Origin of the sequence: Acetobacterium sp. KB-1, from assembly GCF_003260995.1 — a bacterium.
In the GTDB taxonomy this organism is placed as follows: Bacteria; Bacillota; Clostridia; order Eubacteriales; family Eubacteriaceae; genus Acetobacterium; species Acetobacterium carbinolicum.
Window position 1 is genome coordinate 2,721,867 of sequence record NZ_CP030040.1, and the last position, 13,813, is coordinate 2,735,679.

Here is a 13,813-nt window from a genome sequence, read left to right on the forward strand (position 1 = left end):
TCGTAAACCTTTATACAGCTTACGGAATTGTTAATTAAGTGTTAGACATTACCTTAATCAATCTAAATTTATTATACGAGGAGAGTTATGATGATAAAGAAAGAAGTCTGGGACAGCATTGATAAAAACAGCCAGATGTTGAAAAAAATGGCGCGAGATATTTGGGAAAATCCTGAGGTTTCGCTGGAAGAAGAATTTGCTTCAAAGTTGCAGGCCAAGGTATTGGAAGATTCGGGACTAAAGGTAACGCTCGGCTTAAAAGACTTGCCCACGGCACTTATCGCTGAATATGGGAAGGGAAAACCGATTATCGGCATTCTAGGTGAATATGATGCACTTGAAAGTTTATCGCAGGATTCTGTGCCAGAGAGAAAGGTAAGAGTACAAGGTGGACATGGACATGGTTGCGGTCACAACCTGTTGGGCACGGGTGGTGTTGGTGCTGCCATTGCCATCAAAGAGGCAATAGAACGAGGGGAACTACAGGGTACGATTCGCTATTATGGATGCCCCGCGGAGGAGGAGCTGATTGGAAAGCTGTTTATGCTAAGGGATGGATATTTTGACAATTGTGATGCACTGCTTTACTGGCATCCATCTTCAAACAACACTCCATGGAGAGTACCGTGTCTTGCGGCTACTTCTGTGGTGTTCAGCTTCAAAGGGCTAACCGCCCATGCACCGCAGGCACATATTGGTCGTAGTGCACTCGATGCGGTTGAATTGATGAACGTAGGGGCAAATTATCTGCGCGAGCATCTTCCGAAAGAAGTCATGATGCATTACTCAATTTTAGGCAATGGAATCGCTCCAAACACTGTACCGGACAGATGTCAGTCATGGTATATGATGCGGGCTCCCAAACGGGTACAGTTAGATGAGGCGTTCCCACGTCTTGTCGATGTGGCAAAGGGTGCGGCGATGATGACAGGGACTACGTTGGAAAAGGTAGAGGTTCTTGGTGGAGGGAATGAAGTAATCGTAAATCAGACGCTTGCCGATTTGTTTGTAAAGAACATGAACGAGTTGGGCGGTCCGTCCTTTACGGAAGATGATTACGCCTTTGCTAAAAAACTTAATGATCAATTTACGCCTGAGCAAAAACTCAGGGGTGCACAGGCGTTCCAGATTCCGCCCGAGTATTATGACAAAGACTTGTTGGACAAAGTCGTACCCAAAACAAACAATGAGGTATTTCCGATCTCGGGAGATGCAGATCCGAGCTGGTTATTTCCGTTTGGAGCTGTTTACTGCGCAACATGGCCGATCGGCGTGTTTACACATACATGGCAGGCGACGGCATGCACAGGTTCTGATCTTGGTTTTCACGGCATGTTGTTTGCCGCGAAAACGCTGGCGGGAGCGTGTTGTGAATTGATGAGCGACGGTGATTTAATGGAAAAGGTCAAAGACGAATTTAGAGAAACATCAAAAAACCTGAATTATAAAGTGAACATTGGCGCTGACGCGGTGCCAAAGAAAGTAAAACTGACCTAAAGTAAAACTATACATATTTCTATGTCTTGATGGCACAGTAATTAAATCTCACCTGTCAAGACATAGAATGATAACCGAGGAAACTTAATCAAAAGACTAAAATTGAAAGGTTACTAAAAATGGTTGATAAATCGAATTGTATTGAAAATTCTGTTGAAAATCAAGGCCGGTATGGAATACTAACTTTGTTGTTTTTAGGATGGTGTGTGGGAAATCTGAATCGTTTTTCAATTAACTGTGCGATTGTGGAAATTAGCAAAGACTTTGTTTTAAATGCTTCAACACAAGGATTTATAATGAGTAGCTTCTTTCTTGGATATGCACTTATGCAAGTGCCAGGGGGCTGGCTTGCAGATAAGTATGGTCCCAAAAAAGTTTTGATTAGTAGCATCCTTATCTGGTCTGTTTTTGCAGCACTTTCGGGTTTGGCATGGTCCGCGTTATCACTAATAATATTTCGGTTTTTACTCGGTCTTAGTTTAGGAGCATTCTATCCTACTGCTTTGAAAACGATATCACAAGTTTTTCCTCGAAATGAACAAGGAAAGGCGATTTCAATACTATTAGTTTCAGGGGTTATAATTGCCATTATCAGTTCCATACTCTTTGCATGGATTATCGGCAAAATGGGGTGGAGTGCATTGTTTTATATAATTGCGGTAATTGGCGCTATTATGGCAGTTCTTTATTTGCTGATATTAAAATTACCAGTAACTACTCAAGATAAAGTCGCGATACAAACTATAGACAAGCCCCAAAAATTGGCATTTAAGCAAGTTATTAGAGTTCCTTTTGTATGGAGTATGTGCCTGGCTGGATTTTGTGTTAGTCTGATAACATGGGGAATAAACACATGGATACCGACTTATCTTGTTCAAGCTCGTCATATTAGCCTGATGGAAGCTGGAAAGTGGCAGATGATGCCGGCAATCCTTGGTTTATTTGCTATGCTGGCAAGTGGAATTATAACAGATAAATTGAAGATGGATACGGTAAGGCGATCAACATTGATAATGTCTGTCTTAACCGCGGTCTCCGTCTATATCATGTACAGGACGCCATCGTTAATGTTGTTCTTCGTTTTTGAAGGAATAACAATCGCTTGTGTAACCGCAATATTTGTTATTATTAATAGTATGATTATGAAGCAGTTCCCTCCTGAGGTGACAGGTTCTGTAGTTGGACTCGTTAATTTTGGGTCTCAAGCTGGTAGCTTCACAGCACCATTTATCATAGGAATTATAGTAGATGCAAGTAAAGGATCTTTTGACACAACTTTTCTATTTTTGACAGCAGTAGCAGTTTTATCTATTGTTGCATTTTTAACAACATACTTAAAAAACAGCCTATCAACGACTTAATAAGAAACGCCAACAGGAAATGTCTGAAATTAAAACGTTTCTTTATGAAAATCCAGGAAGACATCTTATGAATAACAAGGTCAAGAAGATTAGAAATAGCAATTAAATAAGTAAAAATCGGGAAATAGTAGCTCAAACTATTTCCCGCTTTTTATCTTGGTCTGCAGGTTGTTTAATGCGGAAATGAAAAAATCCGGATGTTCATAGTGGATGTCATGGCCTGATTTGATGGTAAGGGTTTCGCAATCAGGGAGCAAAGCCTGAACCTTGTTTGCATCTTCATCCGTGTTGGCGGCGTACAAGACTCCGTCCTTACCGTAATTCGTTTTGGCTTTCAGATAAATCGTCGGGCACGAAATCGCTTTTAGTAACGCTTCCTGATCGACTGCGTTCATCCATGAACCGTCATAAAAATGCTCGCCAAAGGCCAGATCATAGCGATCAATGGTATTCATCAGGCGTAGCCAGGAATAGGGGATCCAGTAGATTCTTGGCCCCTGATCGGGATGTTCTGCTCGGAATGTTTCAACGGCTGCGACCACCTTTTCTTTTAGACCACCGAAAAGGGAAACCATGTAGCCATTTTTAAAATAGTAGACAACAAAATCTGTTTCATCTGTCTGGTTTTTAAAACTGTGAATGGTCATGAAGGTATCCTTCCAGGCAAAGCAGCCAGCTCCTTGCTGCATTTCTGCTGGGGTCACGGCAAAGAGCGGGGGATCTTCAAGCAGAACACCACTGACCAGATTGGGTGCGTTGGCCCCGAGCCAGGCAGCCAGGATACCGCCGGAAGAATGACCGGAGACAAGACATTTCTTGCCGATACGATGTTCCATAAACCAGATCAGTGCTTGACCATTCGCCGCACAGGAATAAAGCGTTGGATCATGACTGGATTGACCGTGGCCAAAGCAATCCACCGCAAAGACATGAAAATTTTTTGACAATTCAGGTAGAACGGCGGCATAATCTTCCCAGGAAACGCCCTGACCGTGAATTAAAAGGAGTGCGGGGCCATTATCTGGCCCCTCGCCATAGCTAAGTGTGGAACCATTATCCAAAATGGCTGTTTTTGGGGTAAAACCAGCTGCCGTGGTTTGTTTGAGATAATGATCATCAAGCGGATGTAAATTGCGGTAAAAAAAATAACTAAGGATAGCAGCGATGCCGATTACCACAAAACCGAGTACAAGCAGGACAATTTGCATTTTTTTAATCCTCATTTTCATATTCTTTATCATTAGCGGTTGGAGGCGCATAGCCCAAGCCTTGTTTAATAAATTCAAACTGACTGATGAATCGATTGGCATCAATCAGGGCCAGTCCACCTTGATTCTCATCACCCAGAATCATCAGGCTGTCTCCGGAGTTGATCTGGAAGATTTCCCGGGCTTTTTTAGGAATGACAATTTGTCCGCGCTCACCAACTATGACTGTGCCAAAGACGTGCTTGCCTTTTGGCGGCAGGGGTACTCCAGCTGTTTCGGTACCGTTTACGAGGGTATCAAGGGAAATGTTATAAAGCTCTGCCAGAGCAATGCATTTATTCATATCCGGTAAGCTTTCGCCGTTTTCCCATTTAGCAACGGACTGTCGGGAAACAGTGATCTTTTCAGCCACATCTTCCTGCGTGTACCGATGGGCTTTTCGCAGAGTCTGCAAATTCAGACTAATCATATTTTTCATGTTTTCACCACCTGTGCCTATTTTATCAGCTTTTAGAAACAATATCCATCAATTGATGTTAACATAATGGTACAAAAAATGTCAGCATTGGTTGCGGGAAGGGAATTATAAGGTCTTGCTTTTCCAGTTTTATTTTTCAAACTACTCTTTTTGCACCATCTAATCCAAACAAATAAGAAGTGAAGCCCATCTTACAACAATAATAACCTGACCCATCTTTGGTAAGTAAAGAAAACCATGCCTAGATAAACGAAACATCAATGAGCCATGTAACAACTTACTTTACTCTGATTTTAAAATAATATATCCTAAAGGAGGGTATAATAAGCATATAAACCAGCTGTTATTTGCGTAAAAAATTCAGCTTTTGATTAGGGAGATGATATCAATGGAACACAAAAAATTTTTAGAAGAAACAAAACTACTAAATTATTCTCATCAAAAGATCCAGGAGTTAATAAAAATTAAGAAGTGGGAGAATTTAGATGAGGAGCAACAGATAAAAGCAATTTATAATTATGTTAGAGATGAAATAAGGTTTGGCTATAATGTGGATGACAACATTCCAGCATCAAAAGTCCTGTCAGATGGATATGGACAGTGCAACACCAAAGGAACGCTTTTTATGGCACTGTTAAGAGCAGTTGGGATTCCGTGTCGAATTCATGGGTTTACGATTGATAAAAAGTTGCAAAAAGGTGCGATGACGGGAATCGTCTACAAGAATGCACCAAAAAACGTATTTCATAGCTGGGTTGAAGTGTTATATGAAAATGATTGGTATGAGTTGGAGGGATTTATACTTGATAAAAAATATCTGGAAAAATTGCAGAACATTCATAGTGAATGTTCTGGGTCGTTTTGTGGATATGGGGTGGCAGTAAAAGACTTTAAACATCCAATGATTGATTGGAACAAGAACAACACCTATATCCAAAGTGAAGGAATAACTCAGGATTTTGGCGTTTACGATAATCCTGATGATTTACTTAAGGAACATCGTCAGGAAATGTCTGAAATAAAAAAAATTCTTTATAAAAATCTAGGAAGACATCTTATGAATGACAATGTCAGAAAGATTAGAAATAGCAATTAAACAAGTGCAAATTTCTTTATAATTTAGATCAATCAATTCTATCGGTGAGGCAAGATAGCAAGAATAGTCAAAACAAATCGCGCAAAAACTGATAAAATATCAAAGGCAAAATAAGGAGGATGATATGGACAATAACAGTATCGCAAAAATTTCAGCAGTAATCCAATTTATCGAAACGCATTTAACGGAAAAGATGGATTTGAATCGTGTCGCAACGGCTGTTCATTACTCAAAATATCATCTGCATAGAGTATTTGCTAGTATGGTGGGTTTAACGATCCATGATTATGTTCAGCGCCGGCGGCTGACGGAAGCAGCATGGTTATTGGTTTTTTCGGCTAAACCAATTATTGATATTGCCGCAGTGGGCGGATATGAAAGCCAGCAGGCCTTTACAAACATTTTTACCGCAATGTATAAGCAATCGCCTAATAAATATCGGGAAAACGAAAAATTCTATCCCTTGCAATTAAGATTCAGAGTAGAAGGTAATTACGGAATGCTCCACAGCAAAGAGCTACCTCAATGGCATATAACCCTTGCAACCGAAGACGATATCGCTTGCTGGATGGATTTAGTTAGGCTTATTATAGATGGCTTCCCTCATTTAGATGAGGAGGAATATGCCGTGGAATTAAAACTGCGGATCAGAAATAAGCAGGCGCTGATCTTAAAAGATGGCGCTATTGCGGTGGGAGTCATGCTGTTCTCTTCGGAGACCGGCAACATTGACTTTATGGGCACACATCCGTTTTATCGGAATAAAGGAATCCCTAAAGCATTTCTTGATAAGGTGATGGGAGAGTTAATTAGTAGAAATGAAATTAGTATAACGACCTACAGAGTGGGAGATAAAGCCGATACCGGACACCGTAGCGCGATTAAAAGCTTGGGTTTTGCGGAAGCGGAGCTGCTTATTGAGTTTAATTATCCGACACAACGCTTTATTTTGTCAAAGGAGGTTACAGATGACAAATGAAAAACAAAACGTTAAACACAAAGCAAGATCGTCCGACTTTATTGACCCGATTCCATTTCCTGATGAAATTGCCCATCTTAAGCTCATCAACGATAAACTTGACGCTGCTTTGCATCAAGCAAATGCAAACGTTGACCGTGTCGACAAAGAGTATATGGATGCGAAACGCTACATGGCGGACTATCGTGGCGAGATTGACCCCCACGAAATGTTTCAGAATGAATTGGCACTAAAACAAATTGACAGAACCGGGGCTTTTTCGGTCGGAATATGGGAGAAGCTAGCCAAGCTGAAAGAATCCCCCTATTTTGCCCGAATCGATTTTCAGACAAATGAAAGCCAAATTGCAACAAAGCATTATATTGGTCGTTTCGCATTTAGCCATGAGAATGAACTTTTAATCATTGATTGGCGGGCACCCTTTGCCAGTATGTTCTATGATTGCGAGGTTGGTTCGGCAGGATATGATGCCCCAATGGGCAGAATTGAGGGAAAGCTGACGCGCAAGCGCCAGTTCAAAGTAAAAAACGGGGTCTTAGAATATGCACTGGAAAGCTCGGTTAACATTCACGACGATGTTTTACAGCGGGAGCTTTCCCACACTTCGGATGAAAAAATGAAATCCATTATTGCTACCATTCAAAAAGAGCAGAATAAAATCATCCGCAATGAAAAAGCCGGAACAATCATCATTCAAGGGGTGGCCGGTTCCGGTAAAACCGCCATTGCCCTGCATCGAATTGCCTTTTTACTCTATCGTTTTAAGGATAAACTGGCGGCAAGAAATGTAAAAATTCTATCACCCAACAAGGTCTTTAGCGATTATATCTCCACCGTTTTACCAGAGCTGGGCGAGGAACCGATCAGAGAACAGCGTTTTGCCGAAATTGCCAAAGATCATTTAGAAGGCATCATTGCCTTTGAAGCAGATAAGGACCCGTTGGAAACAGAAGATTCAAAATGGGCAGCGCGGGTGAGGTTTAAATCAACACTGGATTTTGTAAAGCAGATGGATGGATATTTACATGAACTTCCCGCCATGATTTTTGAGTTTGTCGATTATCCCTGCGGGCGCTTTGTAGCATCGGCGGATTGGATACAGAGGCGTTTTTATGGTTATCAAAATTATCCTATCAAGAAACGGCTGCGTCTGATAGCTGAAGATATCCATGACCGTTTTGATGCCGACAACTTCAGGGGTGAGGAAATACCCCGACCGGGAGCGATTCTAAAAGGCTTGATGGCGATGCTGAAAGTCAAAAACAGCCTGGCATTATACCGGGGCTTTTACCAGTGGCTGGAGTTGTCGGAGATGCTTGTGTTGCCGGCCAGGAAAACCCTGGAATGGGCAGATGTATACCCGTTTATGTATCTCCACGCGGCATTTGAGGGCTTGTCGGAAAGCAAAGTCATCAAGCATTTGGTCATTGACGAAATGCAGGATTATACGCCCATACAATACGCCGTTATCAACCGCCTCTTTCCCTGTCAAAAAACAATTTTAGGCGATTATGGACAGTTGATCAACCCCAACCATCGGCATACCATAGCGGATATACAGCAGCTTTTCAGCGATGCGCGGTTGGTGGAGTTGACAAAGAGCTACCGTTCAACCTACGAAATCATCTCTTTCGCCAAGGGAATTCAGCCGGTGGATCGATTAGAGCCGGTAGAACGGCATGGGGATGCACCGGCAATGATACCATGCAGCGATAAAGAGGATGAGATTGCCAAAGTCAAAGTAACGCTTGATGCCTTTCTTCAAAGCGGAAATGCATCGCTTGGAATCATCTTGAAAACAAACAGCTCGGCGTTGGTCTTTTATAAGTTGCTTGCAGAAGATTATCAAATCCAGCTAATTTCGCCTGATAGCACCAGCTTTACCAATGGCATCTCGGTCACCTCCATCCAGATGTCGAAAGGCCTGGAGTTCGACGAGGTTATTATTCCTAATGCAAACAGTGATACATATAAGTGCGACGACGACCAAAGCCTGCTTTATATCGCTGCGACACGAGCGATGCACCGACTGACGCTGCTGTATCGGGGAGAACCATCCCGATTTCTCCCACGGCCGTAAGAAAACAGGCAGAAAAAAAACTTGCAACTGAAACTGGAAAATGATAGTTTAAAGTGAGTGGCACTGATAGAATAACAAAGAAAAATGATCAGATCGCAGATCGATAACAGTAAATGAACGAAATGCAAATGCATTAAAGGGATGGGAATGGTATGATGAAGGTATTGATTGTCGAAGATGACAAGGTGTTGAATCACACCTTGGCCTATAATCTTATTTCAGCGGGTTATCAGGTGATTTCGACCTATAATTTTAGAGAAGCGGACAGCGCGCTGGTGCAAAGCCAAGTTAATCTGATTGTTTTGGACGTGAATCTGCCCGATGGCAATGGTTTTGATTTATGTAAAAAATGGCGTGATCAAATCGATACGCCAATTATTTTTTTAACCGCCAATGATCTCGAAAGTGATATCTTAAAGGGGTTTGAACTGGGTGCCGAAGATTACATCACCAAGCCGTTTCTGATCAGCGTCATGCTAAAAAAGATCGCCGTGATTATCAAAAGAAGTAGTGGTCGTGTTGAGAAGCATATTTATAACGACGGCAAGCTGATCATTGATTTCTCAGAGCGAAAAGCCAGTCTTGGCGGTAATGCCATCGAGCTTAGCAGCAACGAATACAAGCTGCTTAAGATTCTCATTGAAAACAGCCAGATGGTGCTGACAAGACAGTTGCTGCTGGAAAAATTGTGGGATTGCAACGAGAACTTTGTCGATGAAAATGCCCTGACCATGATGATCAGCCGGATCAGATCAAAGATTGACACCAGGGACAAAAAACATCTCAAAACCATCTATGGGATGGGTTATCAATGGATTGGGGGGCCCGATGAGAAATAAGCTTTGGGGGGCCGTGATCATCTTACTTAGCGTTGCCTATTGTGGCTTTGTTTTTTTGTTTTTCCATTCGCCCTTAGTAACCGCAGTTTCTATTCTACTCTGTCTGTTTTTTATTTTGGGCGGTTATTTTGAGAAACGCAGAAATGAAAAAAAAATCAACGCGATCACGGATGACATCAGCGAAAATCTGGAGTTGCTGTTTAATAATGATTATCAAAACGTCAATGCCCTGGATTTATTGGATGAAACACTGATTTCAAAGATTAACCAGAAAATTGTCCGCATCGCCGACGTATTAAAAATAGTGACAGAAAAATCAACCACTGAAAAAAAGGTGCTGGAGGGTTTTATTTCGGATATATCGCATCAGGTAAAAACGCCAATGACCAATTTAAAACTGCTGCACGAAACCATCCAGGACCGCGATCTGCCGGAGCAGACCAGAAATGAACTGCTCAAATTAATGGGAACTCAGCTTGAAAAGCTGGAATTTTTACTATCCTTCATGGTAAAAGCGTCACGCTTGGAAGCGGGCCTGATTCAACTAAAAAAGCAACCAGGCAATTTATTCGATACGCTGGCGGAAGCCTTGTCGGACATCACCGTTCCGGCTGAAAAAAAGCAGATCCAGATCACCGTTAATTGTCCCGAGGAATACTGCTTAAACCATGATTTAAAATGGACGGCAGAAGCCTTGTTTAATGTGCTGGAGAATGCGGTGAAGTATGCACCGAATCACAGTTTTATCACCGTTGAGGTAAGAAGATGTGAAATGTATACCCGAATCACTATCACCGATCAGGGCAAAGGAATTCCAGAAGTGAATTACGGGAAGATCTTTCAGCGCTTTTACCGGGAAGAAGCAAATCAGGAGATTGAGGGAATCGGGATCGGCCTTTATCTGGCCCGTGAAATCATAGAAAAGCAGAACGGCTACATCATGGTGCGCTCTGTTGTCGGTGAGGGCTCAACCTTTTCGGTGTTTTTGCCCAATGCCTTTTAAAATTGTCAAAGTAGCGTTAATTCTAACCGGTTTGTTAGAATTAATGCTCTTTTTTAGTTGATTTTGTATTGATTTCATGAGAACTGTTATATTTTGGTTAGTTTGTCTTGCTATACTAGCGCAAACAGGAGGAATCAATTCGATGAAAATACTGGAAACGAAAAATTTGAAAAAATATTATGGGAAAGAAGACAATCGCGTCAAAGCGCTTGACGGCATCGAACTCGCAGTTGAGAAAGGCGAGTTTTTAGCGATTGTCGGGACATCGGGCAGCGGAAAATCGACACTGCTCCATATGCTGGGCGGACTGGACGTTCCTACCGCCGGAAATGTAACGATCGGCGGAAAAGAAATTTCGCAGATGACCGATGAGCAACTGACTATTTTTAGGCGGCGGCAAATTGGCTTTGTGTTTCAAAACTACAATCTGGTCTCGATGCTGAATGTCTACGAGAATATTGTCCTGCCGCTGGAACTCGATGGCAACAAGCCGGACCGCAACTATATCCGTGCAATTATTGAGCTGCTGCACTTGCAGACGATGACGCAGCGCTTCCCCAATAATCTCTCCGGGGGACAGCAACAGCGGGTTGCTCTGGCCAGGGCGCTGGCATCAAAACCGGCAATTGTGCTGGCGGATGAACCGACGGGAAATTTAGACAGCAAAACCAGCCAGGAAGTGCTGGGTCTTTTAAAAATGAGTATTAAAAAATTCGGGCAGACGCTGGTGATGATCACCCATAACAATGAAATCGCTCAACTTGCGGACCGCATCATTCGCATTGAGGATGGAAAGATCGTAAATCGATGAAGACGGCAAAAAAAAATCAGAAACAATAATCAGGCCATTATTCGTCATCTTGCCCTGCGCAGTATTAAAACCAGTAAAACGAGAAATCTCTTTATCCTTATAACCATTGCCCTGTCTGTTAGTTTGCTGGGGGTGATGGCGCTGTTCACCTCGGCTCAGGGTGTTGAACAAAAAAGACAGGTAGCTTTGATGCAGCATGTCACCTATATGAATGTGAATGCGGCCCAGATTGCCGCGCTGGAGAGCGAAGAACAGATTGAATTCATGACCCTGGATAAATTGGGTCAGGGCTTTGAATTAAATGGAGAAATGATCCGGCCAGTTTATTATGAGGAAATAACAGCGCCGATTAAAACAACTGCGGTTATTGAAGGCAGCTATCCCCATCAATTCAATGAAATTGCGGTTAACCAGTCCTTGATGAAGGTACTGGGCGTGCCGGCCACGATCGGGGAGACGGTTTCTCTGACCTTTCTGGATGGGGAAACCGAAACCTTTATTGTTAGCGGTTTTTTAGAAGAAGCGGAGGTTACCAAGGTCTATCCGCTAATCTTTTCCCGGGAATATGCCGAAAATGGACCACAACTAAAGGATGTCGCCTATCATGCCCTTTGTCGAATTCAGGGGGCCGAGGAGATGTCTGAGCAGGCGTTTTTGGATACCATTCGTAGCATTGGTGCAGAGGCCGGAATTGAACGAAAAAATATTAACGAAAACAACAATTTTTCCAGTTCACTGACGATGTCGGCCATGAATATTGGAGTGGTTGTCGGCGTTGGCATCGGCATCCTGCTGGTCAGTGTATTGGTTATTTACAGCGTCTTCTATCTTTCGGTGGTCGGCAGAATTCGTCAGTTTGGGCAACTGCGAACACTGGGAGCAACCAAAAAACAGATTAAATCCTTAATCACACGGGAAGGGATTCTGCTGTGTCTGATCGGGTCGATGGCAGGCTTTCTGATTGCCTGGCCGATCGCCTATTCGATTAAGCCAGGCGGCTGGGACTGGGAACGCACGCTGATTGTCAGTTTGATTATCCTGCTGGCCGATTTGATAACCGTGCTGATCTCGATTCGAAAACCGGCAAAACTGGCAGCGTCTGTTACGTCGATTGAGGCATCGCTTTTTTCACAGTACCGCCAGAGTCGAAAAAAAGAGTCTAAAAGCATCAAACGGAAAATGACACCGTTACATCTGGCAATGATGAGTGCCCAAAGGAATCGCAAAAAAACGCTCTTGACGATGATTTCCCTGGGTGTTGGCGGGGTTATCTTTCTTACCGGGGCGACATTTATTGGCTCTATGACAGCGGAGGATTATTCCCGACAGGGCTTTTATCAATGGGGTGAATACATCATCGCCTATGACTATAATGCCTCCCAAACGATGGAGAACGGCAATGTCGGGATTCAGCTGAACAACCCCCTAAGTCCTGAATTTATTGAGAGCATCAAAAAAATTGATGGCGTTAAAGCGGTGCAAAGTTATCATAAAGCCCAAGTCAACTACGATTACAGGGATCAAACCAACAATCAGGACAGCCTGGCCCCATTTACCCGGGAAGATCAGGAAAATGTTAGAAATGTCTTAGAAGAAGGCGCCTTTGACTATGATGAAATGATTGCCAATGACGAACTGCTGATTGTCAATAATAGCGTGGCAAAGGAAATATTTGGCTGGAAATTTGAAATGGGCGATACCGTCACACTCCATTATTTCAATGGCACTGAGGAAGTGGAGAAAGATTTTACAGTTGTCGGCGCGGTCGATACCTACAGTGAAGTGACTTATAATGCCGGCTGGTTTCTCCTTCCCCGGGAAAAGCTCGACCTCTTATTTCCTGGAGTTGACACCACTGAAACGCTGGTGGTCTCGGTTGATGATTTTGAATTGAGCGGGGCTGAGATTGAGCCGCAGATACAAAATCTGGTCAACGCAAATCCGCTCCTGGCAATGGATACGCTTAGAGAAGAGCTGATTGCCGATAAGATATCGTTCACCCTGATCAACCGGGTGATTCTGGGGCTGTCAATTTTTATTATCGCCTTTAGTCTGATTAATTTGATTAATACCCTGATGACCAATATCATCTCGCGGCGGCAGGAGTTTTCGATGCTGCAGTCAATCGGAATGACGAGTGGCCAATTGATGAAGATGATCCAGGGCGAGGGATTAATTCTGGCGTTGGGGAATATGGTCATTACCTTGACACTTGGCACCGGGTTGGGATACCTGCTGGTCCATCTGATGCGGGAACTTGGTGTAACCTATATGCACTATCGCTTTCCGATTTGGTATTTTCTAGCATACCTTCTGGTCACATTGCTGGTGCCGGTTCTGGTTTCGGGTGTTTCAGTACGCTCTTTTCAAAACAATTCCCTGGTCGAACGATTGCGGGCAATGGAATAAAAAACTAAAAAAGAATAATAACGGGGCCAGGGCATGTTTTAAAGCCCTGGCC

Annotated in this window: 11 protein-coding genes; 9 read left to right on the plus strand and 2 right to left on the minus strand. The window is 43.0% G+C overall.

Annotation, left to right across the window (positions count from 1 at the left end):
- Window positions 1-87 precede the first annotated feature (87 nt).
- Both DOZ58_RS12635 and DOZ58_RS12640 read left to right on the plus strand, forming a co-directional pair.
- The gene (locus DOZ58_RS12635; RefSeq protein ID WP_111888610.1) at window positions 88-1,497 is read left to right on the plus strand and encodes an amidohydrolase; all 1,410 of its coding nucleotides are present in this window, start codon (window positions 88-90) and stop codon (window positions 1,495-1,497) included.
- 119 nt (window positions 1,498-1,616) lie between these two features.
- Window positions 1,617-2,858 carry an MFS transporter gene (locus tag DOZ58_RS12640; protein WP_111888611.1) on the plus strand — a complete coding sequence of 414 codons (1,242 nt, stop codon included), beginning with the start codon at window positions 1,617-1,619 and terminating at the stop codon, window positions 2,856-2,858.
- A gap of 137 nt (window positions 2,859-2,995) precedes the next feature.
- Here the strand turns inward: DOZ58_RS12640 and DOZ58_RS12650 are convergent, their stop codons facing one another.
- The gene (locus DOZ58_RS12650) at window positions 2,996-4,087 is read right to left on the minus strand and encodes an alpha/beta fold hydrolase (RefSeq protein ID WP_242988498.1); all 1,092 of its coding nucleotides are present in this window, start codon (window positions 4,085-4,087) and stop codon (window positions 2,996-2,998) included.
- The gene (locus DOZ58_RS12655) at window positions 4,071-4,544 is read right to left on the minus strand and encodes a helix-turn-helix domain-containing protein (RefSeq protein ID WP_111888613.1); all 474 of its coding nucleotides are present in this window, start codon (window positions 4,542-4,544) and stop codon (window positions 4,071-4,073) included. Before DOZ58_RS12655 ends, DOZ58_RS12650 begins: the two co-directional genes overlap by 17 nt.
- Before the next feature lie 388 nt (window positions 4,545-4,932).
- Here DOZ58_RS12655 and DOZ58_RS12660 point away from each other — a divergent pair, with 388 nt between their 5' ends.
- The 7 genes from DOZ58_RS12660 to DOZ58_RS12690 all read left to right on the plus strand — a co-directional run bounded on the left by DOZ58_RS12660 (window position 4,933) and on the right by DOZ58_RS12690 (window position 13,761).
- Window positions 4,933-5,640 carry a transglutaminase family protein gene (locus tag DOZ58_RS12660; RefSeq protein WP_111888614.1) on the plus strand — a complete coding sequence of 236 codons (708 nt, stop codon included), beginning with the start codon at window positions 4,933-4,935 and terminating at the stop codon, window positions 5,638-5,640.
- 124 nt (window positions 5,641-5,764) lie between these two features.
- Window positions 5,765-6,619 (plus strand): AraC family transcriptional regulator, encoded by an 855-nt coding sequence (locus tag DOZ58_RS12665; protein WP_111888615.1) that lies wholly within the window; start codon window positions 5,765-5,767, stop codon window positions 6,617-6,619.
- Window positions 6,609-8,699: an ATP-binding domain-containing protein gene (locus DOZ58_RS12670; RefSeq protein ID WP_111888616.1), complete on the plus strand. Its 2,091-nt coding sequence runs from the start codon at window positions 6,609-6,611 to the stop codon at window positions 8,697-8,699. The genes DOZ58_RS12665 and DOZ58_RS12670 overlap by 11 nt, the downstream gene beginning before the upstream one ends.
- A 155-nt stretch (window positions 8,700-8,854) precedes the next feature.
- The gene (locus DOZ58_RS12675) at window positions 8,855-9,538 is read left to right on the plus strand and encodes a response regulator transcription factor (RefSeq protein WP_111889767.1); all 684 of its coding nucleotides are present in this window, start codon (window positions 8,855-8,857) and stop codon (window positions 9,536-9,538) included.
- Window positions 9,528-10,541 (plus strand): sensor histidine kinase KdpD, encoded by a 1,014-nt coding sequence (locus tag DOZ58_RS12680; protein WP_242988499.1) that lies wholly within the window; start codon window positions 9,528-9,530, stop codon window positions 10,539-10,541. The genes DOZ58_RS12675 and DOZ58_RS12680 overlap by 11 nt, the downstream gene beginning before the upstream one ends.
- A 142-nt stretch (window positions 10,542-10,683) precedes the next feature.
- The gene (locus DOZ58_RS12685; RefSeq protein WP_111888618.1) at window positions 10,684-11,352 is read left to right on the plus strand and encodes an ABC transporter ATP-binding protein; all 669 of its coding nucleotides are present in this window, start codon (window positions 10,684-10,686) and stop codon (window positions 11,350-11,352) included.
- Window positions 11,353-11,487: 135 nt separating this feature from the next.
- The gene (locus DOZ58_RS12690) at window positions 11,488-13,761 is read left to right on the plus strand and encodes an FtsX-like permease family protein (protein ID WP_242988500.1); all 2,274 of its coding nucleotides are present in this window, start codon (window positions 11,488-11,490) and stop codon (window positions 13,759-13,761) included.
- Window positions 13,762-13,813: the final 52 nt, after the last annotated feature.